This window comes from Nocardia heshunensis, assembly GCF_054782115.1.
On the sequence record NZ_BAAGTC010000003.1, the window covers coordinates 431728 to 450428 of the forward strand.

Annotated in this window: 21 protein-coding genes; 7 read left to right on the forward strand and 14 right to left on the reverse strand. The window is 66.4% G+C overall.

Annotation, left to right across the window (positions count from 1 at the left end; translation table 11 throughout):
* Positions 1–66 precede the first annotated feature (66 nt).
* From ACYVN4_RS08745 to ACYVN4_RS08760, 4 genes are all read left to right on the forward strand, one after another.
* A complete protein-coding gene (locus ACYVN4_RS08745; RefSeq protein WP_460719076.1) occupies positions 67–624 on the forward strand; it encodes an ester cyclase in 558 nt (185 codons plus the stop codon).
* 94 nt (positions 625–718) lie between these two features.
* Complete coding sequence (gene ku, locus ACYVN4_RS08750) at positions 719–1630, forward strand: non-homologous end joining protein Ku (protein WP_460719078.1); 912 nt, start codon at positions 719–721, stop codon at positions 1628–1630.
* A 75-nt stretch (positions 1631–1705) separates the two neighbouring features.
* Positions 1706–2284, forward strand: a complete 579-nt coding sequence (locus ACYVN4_RS08755) for a GNAT family N-acetyltransferase (RefSeq protein WP_379363184.1) — start codon at positions 1706–1708, stop codon at positions 2282–2284.
* 86 nt (positions 2285–2370) lie between these two features.
* Entirely contained in the window at positions 2371–3360 is a 990-nt protein-coding gene (locus ACYVN4_RS08760; RefSeq protein ID WP_460719081.1) for an NHL repeat-containing protein, read from the forward strand.
* A gap of 10 nt (positions 3361–3370) precedes the next feature.
* Here ACYVN4_RS08760 and ACYVN4_RS08765 read toward each other — a convergent pair whose 3' ends face one another.
* The 5 genes from ACYVN4_RS08765 to ACYVN4_RS08785 all read right to left on the reverse strand — a co-directional run bounded on the left by ACYVN4_RS08765 (position 3371) and on the right by ACYVN4_RS08785 (position 7333).
* Entirely contained in the window at positions 3371–3994 is a 624-nt protein-coding gene (locus ACYVN4_RS08765) for a hypothetical protein (RefSeq protein ID WP_460719083.1), read from the reverse strand.
* Positions 3995–4105: 111 nt separating this feature from the next.
* A complete protein-coding gene (locus tag ACYVN4_RS08770) occupies positions 4106–4603 on the reverse strand; it encodes a DUF4189 domain-containing protein (RefSeq protein WP_379363190.1) in 498 nt (165 codons plus the stop codon).
* Between the two features lie 9 nt (positions 4604–4612).
* Positions 4613–5275, reverse strand: a complete 663-nt coding sequence (gene lexA / locus ACYVN4_RS08775; protein ID WP_460719085.1) for a transcriptional repressor LexA — start codon at positions 5273–5275, stop codon at positions 4613–4615.
* A gap of 86 nt (positions 5276–5361) precedes the next feature.
* Entirely contained in the window at positions 5362–6321 is a 960-nt protein-coding gene (locus tag ACYVN4_RS08780; protein ID WP_460719087.1) for a nitronate monooxygenase, read from the reverse strand.
* Positions 6322–6337: 16 nt separating this feature from the next.
* Positions 6338–7333, reverse strand: coding sequence for a hypothetical protein (locus ACYVN4_RS08785; protein ID WP_460719089.1), 996 nt, complete (start codon positions 7331–7333; stop codon positions 6338–6340).
* Between the two features lie 54 nt (positions 7334–7387).
* Between ACYVN4_RS08785 and ACYVN4_RS08790 the strand changes: the two genes are divergently transcribed.
* Positions 7388–8473, forward strand: coding sequence for an ADP-ribosylglycohydrolase family protein (locus ACYVN4_RS08790; protein ID WP_460719091.1), 1086 nt, complete (start codon positions 7388–7390; stop codon positions 8471–8473).
* Here the strand turns inward: ACYVN4_RS08790 and ACYVN4_RS08795 are convergent.
* The 9 genes from ACYVN4_RS08795 to ACYVN4_RS08835 form a co-directional block, all read right to left on the reverse strand.
* The gene (locus ACYVN4_RS08795; RefSeq protein ID WP_460719093.1) at positions 8378–9745 is read right to left on the reverse strand and encodes a DUF1444 domain-containing protein; all 1368 of its coding nucleotides are present in this window, start codon (positions 9743–9745) and stop codon (positions 8378–8380) included. The two genes, ACYVN4_RS08790 and ACYVN4_RS08795, sit on opposite strands and share 96 nt — an antisense overlap.
* A 90-nt stretch (positions 9746–9835) precedes the next feature.
* The gene (locus ACYVN4_RS08800) at positions 9836–10015 is read right to left on the reverse strand and encodes a hypothetical protein (protein WP_460719095.1); all 180 of its coding nucleotides are present in this window, start codon (positions 10013–10015) and stop codon (positions 9836–9838) included.
* Positions 10016–10042: 27 nt separating this feature from the next.
* The gene (locus tag ACYVN4_RS08805; RefSeq protein WP_379363201.1) at positions 10043–10414 is read right to left on the reverse strand and encodes a metal-sulfur cluster assembly factor; all 372 of its coding nucleotides are present in this window, start codon (positions 10412–10414) and stop codon (positions 10043–10045) included.
* Positions 10415–10416: 2 nt separating this feature from the next.
* Complete coding sequence (gene sufU / locus ACYVN4_RS08810; RefSeq protein WP_460719097.1) at positions 10417–10890, reverse strand: Fe-S cluster assembly sulfur transfer protein SufU; 474 nt, start codon at positions 10888–10890, stop codon at positions 10417–10419.
* A 3-nt stretch (positions 10891–10893) separates the two neighbouring features.
* Positions 10894–12147: a cysteine desulfurase gene (locus tag ACYVN4_RS08815; protein WP_460719099.1), complete on the reverse strand. Its 1254-nt coding sequence runs from the start codon at positions 12145–12147 to the stop codon at positions 10894–10896.
* Positions 12148–12921 carry a Fe-S cluster assembly ATPase SufC gene (gene sufC, locus ACYVN4_RS08820; protein WP_460719101.1) on the reverse strand — a complete coding sequence of 258 codons (774 nt, stop codon included), beginning with the start codon at positions 12919–12921 and terminating at the stop codon, positions 12148–12150.
* 38 nt (positions 12922–12959) lie between these two features.
* Positions 12960–14138 carry a Fe-S cluster assembly protein SufD gene (gene sufD, locus ACYVN4_RS08825; protein ID WP_460719103.1) on the reverse strand — a complete coding sequence of 393 codons (1179 nt, stop codon included), beginning with the start codon at positions 14136–14138 and terminating at the stop codon, positions 12960–12962.
* On the reverse strand, positions 14138–15574 hold the full coding sequence (gene sufB, locus ACYVN4_RS08830; RefSeq protein ID WP_379363210.1) for a Fe-S cluster assembly protein SufB: 1437 nt from the start codon (positions 15572–15574) through the stop codon (positions 14138–14140). Before sufB ends, sufD begins: the two co-directional genes overlap by 1 nt.
* On the reverse strand, positions 15571–16371 hold the full coding sequence (locus tag ACYVN4_RS08835; protein WP_460719106.1) for a helix-turn-helix transcriptional regulator: 801 nt from the start codon (positions 16369–16371) through the stop codon (positions 15571–15573). The genes sufB and ACYVN4_RS08835 overlap by 4 nt, the downstream gene beginning before the upstream one ends.
* 131 nt (positions 16372–16502) lie before the next feature.
* On the opposite strand from ACYVN4_RS08835, the gene ACYVN4_RS08840 reads away from it, so the two are divergent.
* Positions 16503–17345, forward strand: a complete 843-nt coding sequence (locus ACYVN4_RS08840) for an NAD(P)H-binding protein (protein WP_460719108.1) — start codon at positions 16503–16505, stop codon at positions 17343–17345.
* 135 nt (positions 17346–17480) lie between these two features.
* On the forward strand, positions 17481–18488 hold the full coding sequence (locus ACYVN4_RS08845; protein ID WP_460719110.1) for an LLM class flavin-dependent oxidoreductase: 1008 nt from the start codon (positions 17481–17483) through the stop codon (positions 18486–18488).
* Positions 18489–18701: the final 213 nt, after the last annotated feature.

Consider the following 18701-nt stretch of genomic DNA (forward strand, 5'->3'; position numbering starts at 1 on the left):
GATACATAACCCACTCGTAACCGTCACCCTGTGTGCTTCTGGATAAGCCAGGGAGAAGGAGTATCTGTGAAATCTCTAATAAACGCAACGACCGGTATGTTCGAAGCCGATCCCACATCCGATCGGATCGAGAGTCAGCAATGGCTGAGCGAATTCGTTGAAAACTACGCCGCCGCGTGGAAGTCCATGGACGGAAAAGCGGTCACCGAATACGCCGCGGAAGATGTCATCTGGAGTGAACCCTCGATTTCTCAACCCGCCCGGGGCCGCCGAGCGCTGGCCGAGTTCGTCGACAACACCGTGCGGACCTTTCCCGATCTCTCGCACGCCAGCCCCTTCCCACCGGCCATCACCGGCAACGCGGACATCGCGATCGTGCCGTGGCGAATGACCGGAACAAACCGGGGACCGATCGAACCACCCGGATTCGCTCCTACGGGCAAGTCCATCGACCTACTGGTACTGGACATCTGGCAATTCCGTGGCGGCCTGATCTCCCAGTGCCGGTCGATCTGGAATCTCGCCGAGATGCTCGAGCAACTCGGCATCATGCCCCCGCGGGGCAGCGCCGGTGAGCGCGCCTTCGCCCAAGCCCAGAAATGGCGCTACAAACTGGGCTTCTGACGCCGACGCGCGACCGCTACCTCTCCTCGACCCGAAACCACAGGTCGGCGGTGTGTTGCCCACCAGCACACGCCGTCAGACGTAGGATCGGACAATGCGGTCCATTTGGAAGGGCTCCATCGCGTTCGGGCTGGTGAATGTTCCCGTGAAGGTTTACACCGCCACGGAGGACCATGACATCAAGTTTCACCAGGTGCATGCCATTGATGGCGGGCGGATTCGGTATGAGCGGGTGTGCACGGTGGATGGGCAGCCGGTGCAGTATTCGGATATCGACAAGGCTTATGAGTCGCCCGATGGGGATCGGGTGATACTCACCGACGAGGACTTCAGCAAACTGCCGGCCGCGGAGAAGCACGAAATTCCAGTGTTGCAATTCGTGCCGTCGGAACAGATCGATCCGATTCTGTTCGACAAGAGCTACTATCTGGAACCCGATTCGACGACGCCGAAAGCGTATGTGCTGCTGGCGAAGACCCTGGAGCGGGTGGATCGGGTGGCGCTGGTTCATTTCACGTTGCGGCAGAAGACGCGGTTGGGGGCGCTGCGGGTGCGCGACGGGGTGCTGGTGTTACAGACGCTGTTGTGGCCGGACGAGGTGCGGTCGGTGGCGTTCGACAAGCTGGAGGATGTGTCCGAGCCCAAGAAGCAGGAACTGCAGATGGCCGAGACGCTGGTCGACACGCTGTCGGATGATTTCGATCCCGGGCTCTACGTGGACGAATACCAGATCGAGCTGAAGAAGCTGCTCGACGAGGCGATCGCCAGCGGCAGCAGCAAGGTCACCCGGGCGCCCGAGGCGGCCGCGCCGGAGATGGATGCCGAGGTCGTCGACCTGGTCGCGGCGCTGCAGCGCAGTCTGGAGGCTTCGGGACGCAAGACGGGTGGCGCAGCGCCCGCGAAGGCCGCCAAGGCCGCGGCGCCCGCCAAGGCAACCGCGAAGAAGGAACCCGCCAAGAAGGCCGCGAAGAAGGCTCCGGCCAAGCAGGCGCGCAAGGGCGCGTGATAGCACGGCCCGCACGCCGTGTCCGTACCCGGAGGGTCCCAGGTCAGTCAGCACTCACCTGGCAAACTGTCGGGCATGGAATCCGACATATCCATCCAATCCGATATCGCCATCGTCCCCATGGGGCTCGGGCATCTGCGTCAGGTCATCGATCTGGGCTACCAGGTGTTCGACACCCACGCCAAGCCCTACACGTCGTGGTCGCTGACCTCGGTCGCCGAGCATCTCGACAGTGCGGGCAAGTCCTGCTGGGTGGCGGTGGATTCGGATCGGGTCGTCGGATTCGTGCTGGCCTCCATGGAATTCGAGCTGCGTGAGGACTGGGCGTACCTGGAGTGGATCGCCGTCTCGCCGGACATGCAGGGGCGCGGGGTGGCGGGCAAGCTCATGACGGCCTGCTGCGACCTGCTTTTCAAGCACGGTGCGCGCCGCATCGTCACGGATGTGGAGCTGCACAATGCGGCCTCGGCGGGGATGATGCGCAAGAACGGGTTCACCGAGGGCACCACGGTCACCTTGTTCGTGCGGCCCAATCCGGACGAGGCGCTGGCCGGGGAGGACGAGCAGGTGACGCTCGGGCCCGGCACCAAGCGGGATCTGATCCGGCGCGGACGCATTGCCGGAGACGGGCGACACGGGCGGCCCGCCCGCTAGTTCCGGGACCGGTCGGGCGCATTGCCGGAGCAGACCAGGCGGTTTACGCTACCGGTTGATCATCGCCCAACGAAGGGAAGACCGTGATGCCGCGTCGGCGACCGGAAGCCGCTGTGCCGCAATCGGATCGCAGGGGGCGGATCACGGGAGTCATCGCACTGCTGCTCGGCTCGGCGGCATTCGCCGTTCCGGCGGCCGCCGCTCCCGAAACCCCCGGCGCGCCAGCGGTTTCCTGCTCCCCCGCCAAGTTCCTCATGGGCCTGCCGAGCCGCACGCCGCTGCTGGACTGGTCGGAGAATCTCGGATTCGATGCCAGCGGCGCCCTCTGGGTGGCGCGGAACTTCGGCAATGTCGTGGAGAAGTACGACAACGACAATCGCGGCCAGGTCGTGACGAGCGTGCCGGTGACGAGCCCGGGCGCGGTCCGACTCGGCCCGGACGGTCTGTTGTACGTGACCTTCGGCAACTCCCCGATCAGTGGTGCCGCCAGGCAGGGTGGCGTGCTCCGATTCGACCCCAATGCCGCCGTCCCGCAACCCGAGGTATTCGTGTCGGGCCTGGGTCAGGCGAACGGGGCGGCGTTCGACAGCGACGGGAATCTCTATGTCGCCGACAGCGTCTCGAACACGGTCGAACGGATCCGCCGCGACGGGACCCTGGACACCGAGTGGACCGAGCGCGCCGGGAAGGCGCTGTCGGCCCTGGGTTCCGGGGCCGATGGGATCGTCGCGGTCGGCGATGTGCTGTACGTGACCCTGCTGGAGAGTCCGACCGCGCGGATCGTCACCGTGCCGATCGCCGATCCCGCACAAGCGTCCGTGGCCGTCGACCTGGCGGCCGCACCGCTCACCCCGCCGCTGCTGCCCGATGACATGGCGGTCGGCCCGGGCGGATTCCTCTATGTCGCAACGGGAAGCGGCCAACTGGTGCGCGCGGATCCGGTCTCGCACACCAGCTGTACCCTCGCCTCGATCGAGCCACTGACCTCGGTGGCGGTGAGCCCCAACGACAATCGGCTGCTGCTGTTGGGCACCGAGAACGGCGACGTCCTGAAGGCACACGTGCCGCCCGCCTAGCCGCGCGGCGTCAATTGTCGCGTGCCGCTTGAGCTCTCCCCTCACGGAAGAATTCCAGCAGGCTCTCAACGGTGGACGCCTCCGAACGCAGCCGCATCGCCCCGAACGACGCGTTCCAGAATTCGCCACGGCGCCGAGTCCACGGCCCGACATAGGCATAGGGTTGCGGATTGTCCCAATCCCCTGGCGACACACCGTAATTCACCTCGTCCACGGCGACCGACAGATCGAAGTGCTCGGGCCACAGCACCGGCTGCTCTTCGGCAAATCGGCGTAAAGCGGTGTCCCCCACCGCGAACCAGTCGTGCACGGCGGTGGCGGCGTCGTTGTCCAGGGTGAAGGGTTCGTCCGGATCCATCCGGGTGCCGTCGGAGTAGAGGCCCGCGGGTGGGGCGTCGGCCTCGTATCCGGCGCTCAGGGCGAGGTCACTGTAGGTGCCGTGCAAGCGAATGCGGCCCTGCGGCCACACCAGATCGGTGCCGGTCACCGACACCGGCCATTTGACCCCGGCGAAGCCGCCCAGCACGATGCGCATGCGAATGCTGCCGAAGCGGCGGTACTGCGGACCGGCGATCAGCAGTTCGGCTGCGGCGTGCAGGGCGAACCGGGTGTCCTCGTAGGTGATGTCGTCCACCGGCAAATCATCCCCGGCCGGTCGGGCGTGTTGCTGGAAAACGGACTCCGGCAAACAAATCAGCGCCGCACCGGAATGATCCGATGCGACGCCGAGATGATTCGCCGATTGTCAGCTCGCGTTGTCCGTGCAAGCCGACAGGATGACCTTGGCCTGGCGCGGCGAAGAAGAACCGGTGTCCGGGAAGCCCGGGGCACTCTTGCCGAGCACATTGATGGCCGAGGATTCGGCCTCCGACTTGGACGGGGCCCAGGCCCAGCCGAACCGGGTGTCGGCGCCCTGAGCGACGGCACCACACGCATTGGCGAAATGCACGACGACGGCACAGTCGCCGCCACCGCACTTTTCGACCGCGGCGCCGTCCGCGCCGTCCCAGCTGCCGTAATTCACGGCATATGCGACATTTCCGGTGCTCTTGGACAGCGCCAGCGCGCCGTACAGGTCACCGGAGGCAGCGGTGAAGACCGGATCGCCGTCCGCCGCGGAGGCGGGTCCTGCGGCCACGGTGCCCATCGCGGCCATCGACGTAACGGCGAGGCCCAAACCGGCCTTGCGCAGCAACGACATTCGATACTCCCGGGGATGGAAGGTGATAACGGGCGTCATCATGCCAGACAGTCAGACTCGCCGCATGACCGAGACGACCTTACCGAGCACCTGGGCGCGATCGCCATCGATGACCGGATAAGCCGGATTGCGTGGTTCGAGGTACACGTGGCCATTGCTGCGGCGGTACACCTTCACCGTGGCCTCGCCGTCGATCATGGCGGCCACGATCTCACCGGTGTGCGCTTCCTGCTCCTGACGCACCACCACGATGTCGCCGTCGCAGATGGCGGCGTCGACCATCGAATCACCGCGTACCCGCAGGCCGAAGACGGTGCCGCGGCCGACCAGCTCGCGCGGCAGCGACAGCACGTCGTCGGTGTGCTGCTCGGCGAGGATGGGTGTACCGGCCGCGATATCGCCGACCACGGGGACCGGCACCGAGTTCTCGTCGTGCTGCCGCGTCGGGGCGGAGGCCTTCAGGAACATCCGCACATCCATGGGCCGGGTCACCGATTCACTACGGTTCAGGAACCCGCGCTCCTCCAATTCGCGCAAATGCCGCGAAACAGAAGAACCAGACTTCAGTCCGACCGCATCCCCGATCTCGCGGGTGCTCGGCGAATACCCGTGCCGCTGCACCCAATCCCGGATCGTGCACAGAATTCGCTGCTGTCGCTCCGGCAAGGTGGTGGTGTCGAGATGCTCGAATCCGTCGAAGTCGTCATAGGTCACCGGGGAATCCTACGGGCAGGTACCGGCCGTTCTCGAGTACGACCGGCCGGGGACTCGCGCGCACCTCGGGCCGGACGCTCCCGTCGTCAGTGACGCGTCGCCCGGCGCAGCGCGGCCTCGGCATCCGCCGCCAGCGCGGCGACCAGATCGGCTGCCGGTTCCAGGCTGCCGATGAGATCGACTGCCTCACTCGCCCACACGGTTTGGGGCAGCTCACCGCTCGCGACGGCTTGAGCGTAGGCGCGTTTGGCTTCGGTGTCGCGGGCCAGTTCGTCGTCGCGGCCGCGCCAGCGGTCGAGGATCGGGTGCGAAAGAGTGCGGGCGGTGTACTCCGGCGGCCAGGCCGAATCGCGCACGATGTCGAGTAGGGCGCTGCGCTCGGTGTTCTCGCCTTCGGCCTCGACGATGGCCTTACCTGCGAAGGGGTCTCCGACTACTTCGAGACTGGCTTGGAAGCGGGTGCCGACGAGGGCGCCCGCCGCGCCGAGCGCCAGCGCCGCTGCCAGTCCACGTCCGTCGGCGATGCCACCGGCGGCCAGGACCGGAGTCGGGCCGACACGATCGATCACCGCGGGCACGAAGGACAGTGTCGACCGGCCCCGGCGGGCACCGTGCCCGCCGCTCTCGGTGCCCTGCGCGACAATCACATCGGCACCCACCGCGACCGCCTGATCGACCTCGGCCATATCGGTGACCTGGACGATGAGCCTCGCCCCGGCTGCCCGGATCACCTCGACGTACGGCCGCGGATCCCCGAACGAGATCAGTACCGCGCGCGGTCCGAACTCCAACGCCCGCCGCACCACCTCGACCTTCGCACCCCAGGCTAGAAACCCTATCCCCCAAGGCTTCTCGGTCCGCTCCCGGACAATCGCCAACTCGCGCTCGACCCATTCCGGATTGCCGCTGCCGCCCCCGATCAACCCGAATCCCCCGCCTTCCGACACCGCCGCCGCCAGCGCCCCACCGGCCGCCCCACCCATCGGCGCACACGCGATGGGATGCGTGATACCGAACATCTCCGTGAACTCGGTCCGCAAAGCCATGCCTCACGGTAGCCCGCTAGCCGAGATGGACGACGGTGACCTGCTCCCCATCGGTGACCGCGAAACAGCGACGCCCTTCGTCGACCGCGATCCGCGCGGGACCCGAGAAATGGGCTGTGCCGACGATCGAACTCTCCGCTTCGCCCGTCGGCAGGTCGGGCCACTGCGCGATCAGTTCACCGCTGGTGGCGTCGAACAGGCGCGGATGCTGGTATAGCGACAGGACATTCGTGCCCATCCGCACCAGATCACCGGCGGGATGGCCGAGTTGCCGCTGCCAGGTCACGGATCGGGTCGCCGAAGACCAACGTGCAAGCGTATTCGGCGCGAGGAATCCATACTCTCCCTCCACGCCCGCCTCCGACGAAGTCCCGATGACAATGTCATCGCCGGCGAAGCACGCGCCGCCCACATCGGTTGCCCCGAATTGCTCCGGGTCGCTGGCAGTGTCGAGCTCGGCGGGGTCGGTGAGCGCGCGATGCAGGTCGAAGACCGACAACGCGTCCACCGGATGCCAGATCCACCCCGCGCTGAGCAGGAAGCGGCCGTCGGGCGAGACATCGAGCCGCGAGTGGAAGAAGTCGTCGGGATCGCGGTCGGACCGGGTGGTGAGACGTTCACCAGTGGCGGCGATCTCGAGCTCGAGCTGGTTGTAGTCCTCGGGGCAGTGCGCCAGGCCGGTGCGACCATCCGGAAGGGTGAACAGCGCCAACGGGTATCGATACGCCTGAGCGCAGTAGTAGCTGCGGTTGACCTCGCGGATCAGCTTGCCCCGCGCGGTCATCAGCAGGGCCTTGGTCCCGGTCGTCGCGGTCAGTGCGACGACGTCGCCGCGGGGTGAGATGGCGGCGGCATCGAATTGGCTGCCGTAGCGGGTGTACAACGTGGAGCCCGGCGCGCCGTCCGAGGGAATCGAGCGCCATCCGGCCGCGATGTCGAACAGCCGTCCCCCGATCCAGACCAAGGACTTCACGCCCTCGAGCCGGATCACCTCCCTGCGAACCTCACGCACGGGTGACAGTGTCTCAATCGAAGTCGGTGGAACTCCACCGAATATGGTGGTGCGGTGGACGATCATGAGCGGCTGTTCGACCGGGTTCGGGGTGCGATGCTGGGCGGGGCGGTCGGGGACGCGCTGGGGTGGCCGATCGAGTTTCTGACGTTGGAGCAGATTCGGGGGCGGCATGGGGCGGCCGGGGTGACGGGGTATCTGCCCGGGTTCAATCCGGATGCGCCGCAGCAGATTACCGATGACACGCAGATGACCATGTTCACTGCCGAGGGGTTGTTGCGGTGTCCGACGGGTGGGAATTACGCGCCGGTGTTGCGGCGGGCGTATTTGCGGTGGCGGGATACGCAGACGCAGGATCGGCCGGGGCCCGAGCCGGATGGCTGGCTTGCGCGGCAACAGTTTCTGTATGCCATGCGCGCCCCCGGCAATGCGTGCATGACCGGATTGCGGCGGCAGGCCGAGGAGTTCCTTCCCGCGCTGGAATTCGGTGAGCCGGGGCCGGTGAATCCGAAATCGAAGGGGTGCGGGACCGTCATGCGGTCCGCGCCGTTCGGGCTGGCCGGATTCGGGGCCGATCGCGCCTTCCATACCGCCATGCATTGCGCGCAGCTCACCCACGGCCACCCGACCGCTTACCTCGCCGCCGGTGCGTTCGCGATCCTGCTCGACAATGTGCTGGCCGGGCGAGAACTCCCGGACGCCTTGCAGGACACCATCGCTCGACTCGCCCCGATGCCCGCGAGCGCCGAGACCGTCACCGCCTTGACCTCGGCGCTGACCACCGCCCAGCTCGGTGCCCCCACCCCTGAGCGCCTGGAGCTCATGGGCCGGGGCTTCACCGCCGAAACCTGCCTGGCCATCGCCGTCTACTGCGCCCTGCACACCTACCGCACCGGCGACATCCGCGCCGGACTCCTGCTGGCGGTCAACCACTCCGGCGACTCCGACTCCACCGGTGCGGTCGCCGGCAACCTCATCGGCGCACTCCACGGCCTGCACGCCCTCCCCATGGAATGGGTGGCCACCATCGAGGGCCGCGACGAACTATTCCAAATCGCCGACGACCTGGTCCTCAACTTCCACTACAACGACCGCACCACCCTCACCGACCGCTACCCCCTCGACACCGCCAACGCCTGATGGGCGACCGGGTCTTTCGTCCTCGAGGTCCTCGGCGCGCAAGCGGGTGAGAGTCTCGGCGGTGGGATGGCCGGGACCGACCCGATAGCGGGGCGGGTCGAAGCCGTCGGCGGGTGTCAGGCCGATCGCCTCGTCGAGGACGTCCCAGGGGACGGTGATCGAGTCCTCCACATCCGCTGTGTACCAGGGAATGGTGGACAGGTCGCGGGTTTGCAGGGAGACCAGATCCGCCTTCGGGAGTAGGGTTTCCACGCCGTCCGTCCAGGCTGTCGTGGTGCACATCGAGCCATCGGGCAGTTCCGCATGCAGCAGCGGTGCCGGGTATTCGGCGAGGTCGCTTGCACTCGTCTGTGCCGCTCGAATCAGGTCGGCTTGGTCTTCACACACGGCGAACGCGAGAAGTCTTTCGGCATAGCGCAACTCATCCCAGCCGGGCGCATCGGCGGGGACGTCGTACGGGATCAGCTCGCCCCGCTCGTCGATCGTGTACGGCAGCGGCGAGATCGGCCGGTCCGCACGGCTGTAGACGTCCTCCGAGATGTCCAGGAGGTACGGAAGCCCCTGCGGCGCAGTGTTATCCGCGATGACCAGGCCGGCCTGCTGGAGCAGGAAGACGATCGGCCGACCGGGGAGCCTGTCGCCGAGCGCTGTCATCCAGCCTGGGATCAGCGGCATCGAGCCGACGTAGTTCAGCCCGTCCGCCGCATCGAATATCTGCTCGAGCACCGGTGTCTCCGGCGTGAAGCCGACGAGAAACTCTCGGCCCTGCCCCGCCAGATTCTGCCGGGCCACCGCAAACGCCTCCGTGGCCGAAATGCTCCATCCAGCCAGCACATCGGCGGAGACATAGCTCATGGTCGTCGGCCGGTCCAGCACCAGCATCTCCACGAGATTCGGCACCAGCGGCCGCGACACCGGCCACTGCCCCGGATCAATGCCGGGCAGACATCCATAGCCGATGCGCCGCACCACCGTACGCAGCGCAGGGGCGGCCTCCGACCAGGTCCGAGGCCGGGAAACCAAGGGCCGCAACGCCGCCGTCAGACTGCGGAGCACCCGCTCACGCCCTCCGCGATCGACGGCGGCCGCACGCGCGTAGTACGGCTCCAGCTCGATCAGCGCGGATTCGCCTCCGGCATGGTCGAACACGATGCCGAAATGGTCGGCGACAATCTCGGCGTCGACGATGTCCCGGCTCCCCCGGACCGCCGCCAACGCCTGCTTCGCGAATTTCTCCCGGGAAAGCCCGAAAACCCCACCCAACAACCCCATACCCGGTCCGTCTCCCACCGCTCGATGCCCACTCGGGCCGATCCGACGACCCGGCAGCACTCTAACCACTCCACGATTCGATCGACGGCGTCACGAATTCCGGAGTTCGCTCAGTCGGGTCAGGTTGACCGGGTCGAGGGCGCCGGCCAGGGTGAATCCGACTCGGACATCGGTCAGTTCGTCGGTGATCAAGGCGTAGGTGCGGATGTGATATCCGACAATCGCTTGGAACGACGGTGGGGACCGATCCGTTGTCGGATCGGTCCCCACCGTCGAAAGGTGTTGCGGGGTTTCTGGTTAGACCGTGAAGCCCAGCGCGCGGAGCTGTTCGCGGCCGTCGTCGGTGATCTTGTCCGGACCCCACGGGGGCATCCAGACCCAGTTGATCTGCAAGTCCTCGGCCAGGCCGGAGCGCACCAGGGCGTTGCGGGACTGGTCCTCGATGACGTCGGTCAGCGGGCAGGCCGGGGAGGTCAGGGTCATATCGAGTTTGGCGATGCCGTCCTCGAACTTGAGGCCGTAGACCAGGCCGAGGTCGACGACATTGATGCCGAGTTCGGGGTCGACGACGTCGCGCATCGCCTCCTCCATGTCCTCGAGGTGCTGGATCTCCTCGGGGGTCAACTCGACCGGGGCCGCTTCGACGGCCTGCTGCTCGGATTCGCTCATCTCTACTCCCCGTTACCCATCGTCTTCTTGGCTTCCTCCGCCGAGGCTATCCGCACCACGGCGTCCTTGAACGCCATCCAGCCCAGCAGCGCGCACTTCACTCGGGCCGGATACTTCGAGACGCCGACGAACGCGATGCCGTCGCCGATCACCTCTTCGTCACCCTCGACGGTGCCGCGCGAGGTGATCATCTCGTCGAACGACTCGACCACCTTCAGCGCCTGCTGCAACGGCAGGCCGATCACCTGGTCGGCCAGCACCGAGGTGGACGCCTGGCTGATCGAGCAGCCCTGCCCGTCGTAGGACACGTCGGCCACATCGCCGTTGTCGTTGATGTGTACGCGCAGCGTCACCTCGTCACCGCAGGTCGGGTTGACGTGGTGCACTTCCGCGCCGAAGGGCTCGCGCAGCCCTCGGTGGTGCGGGTGCTTGTAGTGGTCCAGGATGACTTCCTGGTACATCTGCTCCATGCGCATGGTCTATGCAACTCCGAAGAAGCTCTGGGCCTTCCGCACCGCGGAAACCAGCTGATCGACCTCGTCGAGGGTGTTGTACACCGCGAACGAGGCGCGCGCGGTCGCGGCGACACCGAAGTACCGGTGCAGCGGCCACGCGCAGTGGTGGCCGACGCGGATGGCGACGCCCTGATCGTCGAGGATCTGGCCGACATCGTGCGCGTGGATCCCGTCCACCACGAACGACACCGCGCCACCACGATTCGCGTTCTCGGTCGGGCCGACGATGCGCACACCGTCGATCGCGCCGAGACCGTCCAGGGCCGCGCCGACGAGTGAATGCTCGTGCGCCGCAACGGCATCCATGCCGATCTTGTTCAAATACTCGACGGCAGCACCCAAGCCGATGGCCTGCGAGATCATCATCGAGCCCGCCTCGAACCGCTGCGGCGGCGCGGCGAAGGTCGAGTGATCCATGTAGACCGTCTCGATCATGGAGCCGCCGGTGATGAACGGCGGGGTGTCCTCGAGCAGCGCACGCCGCCCGTACAGGACGCCGATCCCCGAGGGGCCCAGCATCTTGTGGCCGGAGAAGGCGGCGAAGTCGACGCCCAGCTCCCTGAAGTTCACCGGCATGTGCGGCACCGACTGGCAGGCGTCCAGCACCACGATCGCGCCGACTTCCTTGGCGCGACGCACCAATTCGGCGACATCCGCGACCGCACCGGTCACGTTGGACTGGTGGGTGAAGGCGACAACCTTGGTGGCCGAGGACAATTCGATCGAATCGAGATCGATGCGGCCGTCGTCGGTGATCCCGTACCACTTCAGGCGCGCACCGGTGCGGCGCGCGAGTTCCTGCCACGGAACGAGATTCGCGTGGTGTTCGAGCTCGGTGATGACGATCTCGTCGCCGGGCCCGACACGGTGCGGGAATCGGTCGTCGGAGAAGGCGTAGGCAACCAGGTTCAGCGACTCGGTCGCGTTCTTGGTGTACACGATCTCGTCCGCGCCCACCCCGACGAACGCCGCGATCGCCGCGCGCGCCGCCTCGTAAGCCTCATTGGCTTCCTCGGCGAGCTGATGCGCGCTGCGATGCACGGCCGCGTTGTGTTCGAGCAGGAAATTCCGCTCGGCGTCGAGCACCTGCAAAGGACGTTGCGACGTCGCACCGGAATCCAAGTACGCCAACGGTTTCCCGTCGCGCACCGTCCGGCTCAGGATCGGGAAGTCGGCCCTGATCCTGGCGAGGTCGAGAGTCCCCAGGGTGCTGGTCATTTAGGCTCCTACAGATGCGGAGGTGAAGCGCACGTAGCCATTCGAGTCGAGTTCTTCAGCGAGTTCGGCGCCGCCTTCGGCGACGATCTTGCCGTTCACGAACACGTGGACGAAGTCAGGCTGGATGTAGCGCAGGATGCGGGTGTAGTGGGTGATCAGCAGGATGCCGCCGTTCTCCCGCTCCTTGTAACGATTCACACCCTCGGAAACAATCCGCAGCGCGTCGACATCGAGGCCCGAGTCGGTCTCGTCGAGGATGGCGATCTTCGGCTTGAGCAGGCCCAGCTGCAGGATCTCCTGGCGCTTCTTCTCACCGCCGGAGAAACCCTCGTTGACGGAGCGGTCGCCGAACGCGGAGTCGATCTCCAGCTCGCCCATCGCCTCCTTGACTTCCTTGACCCAGGTGCGCAGCTTGGGGGCCTCGCCGCGGATGGCGGTGGCGGCGGTGCGCAGGAAGTTGGAAACCGAGACACCCGGAACCTCGACCGGGTACTGCATGGCCAGGAACAGGCCCGCACGCGCGCGCTCGTCGACCGACATCTCCAGCACGTCCTCACCGTCGAGGGTGATCGTGCCCTGGGTGACGGTGTACTTGGGGTGCCCGGCGATGGCGTAGGACAGGGTCGACTTGCCGGAACCGTTGGGGCCCATGATCGCGTGGGTCTCACCCGACTTGATGGTCAGGTTCACGCCCTTGAGGATCTTGATGGGCTCGCCGGTCTCGTCCGGGTTGGCGACCTCGACGTGCAGGTCCTTGATTTCCAGGGTGGTCATCGGATTCGGATTCCTTTGCGGGATGGGAAGTTTGGTGGTCAGACGCCGACAGCGGCGAGCTCGGCCTCGATGGCCGCCTCGAGCCGCTCCCGGATCTCGGGGACGGTGATCTTCTGCAGGATCTCGAAGAAGAAGCCACGCACGACGAGACGGCGGGCGACCTCCTCCGGAATGCCACGCGAGCGCAGGTAGAACAGCTGCTCGTCGTCGAAACGACCGGTGGCAGCGGCGTGCCCGGCCCCGACGATCTCGCCGGTCTCGATCTCCAGGTTCGGCACCGAGTCGGCGCGCGCGCCATCGGTGAGCACCAGGTTGCGGTTCACCTCGTAGGTGTCGGTGCCCTCCGCGGCAGCGCGGATCAGCACGTCGCCGACCCACACGGTGTGCGCGTCCGGCTTGCTGGAGGTCGGATCACCCTGCAGCGCACCCTTGTACTGCACGTTCGACTTGCAGTTGGGCTGCGAGTGATCGATCAGCAGGCGCTGCTCGAAGAACTGGCCGTCATCGGCGAAGTACACACCCAGCAGTTCGGCGTCGCCGCCGGGACCCGCGTAGCGGATATTGCCGATGAGCCGCACCAGGTCGCCGCCGAGGGTGACATTGGTGTGGCGCAGGGTGGCGTCGCGGCCCAGCTTGGCGTGGTGCGCGGTGACGTGCACGGCGTCATCCGCCCAGTCCTGCACGGCGATCACATTCAGCGCGGCGCTGTCACCGAGGATGAATTCCACGTTCTCGGCATAGGTTCCGCTGCCACGCTGGTCGATGACCACGGTGGCACGCGCGAAATTGCCGAGGCGGATCTGCAGGTGCCCGTAGGCGACCTTGCCCTCGCCCGGACCGGTAATGGTCACGATAACCGGCTCGGCCGCTTCGGTTTCCGCCGCGACCGACACGACGGTCGCCTGCTCGAAACCGGAGTACGCCTGCGCGGAAACACGATCGGTGGGGGTGCCGCCCTCGCCGAGGCGAGAGTCGGTGCGCTCCACGGTTTCCGCGGTGACGCCGGCAGGCGCGGTCACCTCGACGGTCGCCTGCCCGTCCCGCACGGCGGTGCCATCGTGCAGTCCGTTCAGGCGACGCATCGGGGTGAAGCGCCACACTTCGTCACGCCCGGAAGGGATTTCGAAGGCGTTGACGTCGAACGAGGCGAAGACCTCGCCCTTGTTCAACGCAGGGGTACGAGCCTCAGCGGCCTCGGCAACGTTCTCGACGGCCATCAGCCGACGGCTCCTTCCATCTGAAGTTCGATCAGGCGGTTCAGCTCCAGGGCGTACTCCATCGGGAGCTCCTTGGCGATCGGCTCCACGAAGCCGCGCACCACCATCGCCATGGCCTCGTCCTCGGTCAGACCGCGGGACATGAGGTAGAACAGCTGGTCCGCGGACACCTTCGAGACCGTGGCCTCGTGACCCATGGTCACGTCGTCCTCGCGGATGTCGACGTAGGGGTAGGTGTCGGAGCGAGAGATGTTGTCCACCAGCAGCGCATCGCACTTCACGGTCGACTTCGAGCCGTACGCACCCTTGTTCACCTGCACCAGGCCACGGTAGGAGGCACGGCCACCGCCGCGCGCCACCGACTTGGAGATGATGTTCGAGGAGGTGTGCGGCGCCAGGTGCAGCATCTTCGCACCGGTGTCCTGGTGCTGACCCTCACCGGCGAACGCGATGGAGAGCACCTCGCCCTTGGCGTGCTCGCCGGTCATCCACACGGCCGGGTACTTCATGGTGACCTTGGAGCCGATATTGCCGTCGACCCATTCCATGGTCGCGCCCGCCTCGGCCTTGGCGCGCTTGGTCACCAGGTTGTAGACGTTGTTCGACCAGTTCTGGATCGTGGTGTAGCGGCAGCGGCCGCCCTTCTTCACGATGATCTCGACCACCGCGGAGTGCAGCGAATCCGAGGAGTAGATGGGCGCGGTGCAACCCTCGACGTAGTGGACGTAGGCGTCCTCGTCGACGATGATCAGCGTCCGCTCGAACTGACCCATGTTCTCGGTGTTGATGCGGAAGTACGCCTGCAGCGGGATGTCCACGTGCACGCCCTTCGGCACGTAGATGAACGAACCACCCGACCAGGTCGCGGAATTCAGCGCGGAGAACTTGTTGTCACCCGACGGGATGACCGAGCCGAAGTACTGCTGGAACAGCTCCGGGTGCTCCTTGAGCGCCGTGTCGGTGTCCAGGAAGATGACGCCCTGCTTCTCGAGATCCTCGCGGATCGAGTGGTAGACGACCTCGGACTCGTACTGTGCCGCGACACCCGAGACCAGCCGCTGCTTCTCCGCTTCCGGGATGCCCAGCTTGTCGTAGGTGTTCTTGATGTCCTCGGGCAGGTCGTCCCAGGTGGCCGCCTGCTTCTCCGAGGAGCGCACGAAGTACTTGATGTTGTCGAAGTCGATGCCCTCGAGGTTGGAGCCCCAGTTCGGCATGGGCTTCTTGTCGAAGATGCGCAGTGCCTTCAGGCGGAAGTCGAGCATCCATTCGGGCTCGCTCTTCTTGGCCGAGATGTCGCGAACGACCTCCTCGGACAGGCCGCGCTTGGCACTGGCACCGGCGACATCCTTGTCGGCCCAGCCGTACCCGTACTTACCCAGGGACGCGATGGTCTCTTCCTGGGTCAGCGGCTGCACCTGGTCGGTGGTCGTCGTCATTCGGCACTCCTTCCGGAGTCGTGTGTAGAAGTCGTTGCGGGCTGTGCAACGGGCGGTACTACAAGGGGAACGTGGGTGGTGCAAGCACAGTCGCCGTTGGCGATGGTCGCCAAGCGCTGCACATGGGTCCCGAGAATTTCTCGGAAGGCTTCGAGCTCGGCCGCGCACAACTCCGGGAATTCCTCGGCGACATGCGAAACCGGGCAGTGATGCTGGCAGATCTGTACGCCCGCACCGACTTTCCGGGTCGAGGCCGCGAATCCGGCGTCGGTGAACGCTTCCGCGATCTCCTCCGCCTTGGCCTCTGTCTCGGCCGGGGTGTGTCCGGCGAGCTCACCGACCCCGGCGACAATCGCCTGGACCCGCTTGCGTGCGAAATCGGTGATGGCCGCGTCGCCGCCGAGCTCCCGGATCTGCCGCATGGCGGCTCCGGCGAGGTCATCGTAGGCGTGTCCCAGCTTGCCCCGGCCGGTGGCCGTCAACTGGAACTGCTTGGCGGGACGCCCGCGGCCCTTCTGCTGCCAGGACGCGGACCGGGTGGCCCGCGCTTCCCCGGATTCGATGAGCGCATCCAGGTGTCGACGCACACCCGCGGGGCTCAGGCCCAGCCGCTCGCCGATGGCGGTCGCGGTGATCGGGCCCTCCTCCAGCAGGAGCTTGATGACGGCTTCCCGGGTGTGCCCGTCGCCCGCCGGTCCGGACACAGCAACAGACCGGGCACCCTCACTCTGGTGCCCGGATTGTTGCGCATTCCGCAAACCCACGGTTTTCACAACACAAGTGTGACGGAATTCCATTCCGCGATCCAGTAAGGGTTCCCTGACCTGATCTTCGCGACCTGGGCCGATGGCGGCGGGTGTGAGCTGGGCCACCATATATCTGGGACAATTCCGGAAATTACGCCAGTTCGGAGCGGGTTTCCGATGGGGTGAACACGGTACTGGTAGTGGGTGCGACGGGAAACGTCGGACGACAGGTAGTGGCTCAGCTGGACGCGGCGGGGGTGCCGACCCGGGCGTTGGCTCGGGATCCGGAGACCACCGTATTTCCGCCGGGGGTCGAGGCCGTGGGCGGGGACTTGAGCGCGCCGGAGTCGCTGGTGGCCGCGGCCGACGGGGTCGACTCCGTGTTTCTGGTGTGGCCGTTCCACAGCACGGAAGGGGCGGCCGAGGTGGTGGCGGCGCTCGCGGCGCAGGGGCGGCGCGTGGTGTACCTGTCCTCGACGGCGGTGAATGACGATGGGCCGCAGTCGGATCTGATTCCGTTGCTGCACGCGGAGATGGAGGCGTTGGTGACGGCGGCCACGACGGAGTGGACGGTGCTGCGGGCCGACGCTCTCGCCTCCAATTCGCTGAGCTTGGCGCGGCAGGTTCGCGCGGGTGACGTGGTGCGCGGGACCGAGGTCGCACCCAGCGCGGTAGTGCACGAGGGTGATGTCGCCGCGGTGGCGGTCAGGCTGCTGACCGAGGCGGGCCACGTCGGGCGTACCTATCTCGCGACCGGGCCGCGGGTCGTGGGGCGTGCGGAGCGGGTCGAGGCCATCGGGACGGCTTTGGGCCGTTCGCTGCGGTTCGAGACCCTGCCGGTCGACGTGGCGCGGGAGATGATGACGGCGGCTGGGCTGCCGGCGGCGCAGATCGAGTCGCTGGTATCGATGACGGAATTCCGGCCGCGCTCGGAGCTGATCACCGACACGGTCGCCGAGTTCACCGGGCGTCCGGCCCGCGATATCCGGGAGTGGTCCGCCGAGCACGTCGAGGATTTTCGATAGCCGGACGGTCGCCGAGGACGAGTACGGGACCGGGCGGGGCATAAGTTCGACGCCGATCGAATTACAACTGGGGTGCGGGCGTCACAGCGCCCGCCGCAGACCACGAGAGCCGATCCACGGAAAGCCGGTGTCAGCATGCCCGTCGCCCTGTCCCTTCTCGATCTCGCCGCGATCGCACCCGGCCAGACCGCGCGCGACAGCTTCCACAACAGCGTCGCGCTGGCGCAGGCGGCGGAACGCAATGGCTACGAGCGGGTTTGGTACGCCGAGCACCACAACATGGGGTCGATCGCGTCGAGTGCGACCAGCGTGCTGATCGGGTATGTGGCCGGGCACACCGAGTCGATCCGGCTGGGTGCGGGCGGGATCATGCTGCCCAATCATTCGCCGCTGGTGATCGCCGAGCAGTTCGGGACGCTGGAATCGCTGTATCCGGGGCGCATCGACCTGGGGCTGGGTCGCGCGCCGGGCAGCGATCAGGAGACGATGCGGGCGCTGCGGCGCAATCCGTCCTCGGCGGACACGTTCCCGCAGGACGTGCTGGAGTTGCAGGGGTATCTGACCGGGAATTCGCGGATTCCGGGGATCAAGGCGGTGCCGCGGGCGGAAGGCGTTGTGCCGCTCTACATTCTGGGGTCGTCACTGTTCGGGGCGCAGCTGGCCGCGCATCTCGGACTGCCGTATGCGTTCGCCTCGCATTTCGCGCCGGACTCGCTGCGCGAGGCCGTGCACGAATACCGCGACCGGTTTCAGCCTTCGGAGCAGCTGGCCCAGCCGTATGTGATCGCCGGGGTGAATGTGTTCGCCGCCGAGGACCACGACGCGGCCGAGGCGCAGAAGGTGATCTCGTATCGGGCGCGGACGCGCGCGTTCATCAAGCGCGGAACGCAAGGCGTGGAGTTCTCCGACGAGGAGATCGACGCGTTCCTGAGCTCTCCCAACGGCCGCCACCTGGCCAAGATGACCACGTACACGGCGGTGGGCACACCCGCGGAAGTCGTTGCGTACCTAGAGGATTTCGCCGCCGAGATCCAGGCCGACGAGCTCATCACCGCCCACCACGCCCAGAATGTCGATGATCGTGTCCGTTCGATCGAGCTCACCGGCCGGGCGATGCTGGCGAAGGAAACGATCACGCACTGAAGGCAATCGGCGGTTCGGCGCTTGAAACTGTTGAAGCGCCGAATTGGCCGGCAGCGCGTAATTCATCGAACCCGATCGTCTCGTATTCATCACGGCCGGTGCCGCAGGTGACGAATCGACAACGAGCACTGGGTGTTTGAGTGAATTCCAGTATTGTGGGGTCCGTCGGGTAGTCGGTGACAACACACCGGCTGAGGCGCGGCAAGGATCCTG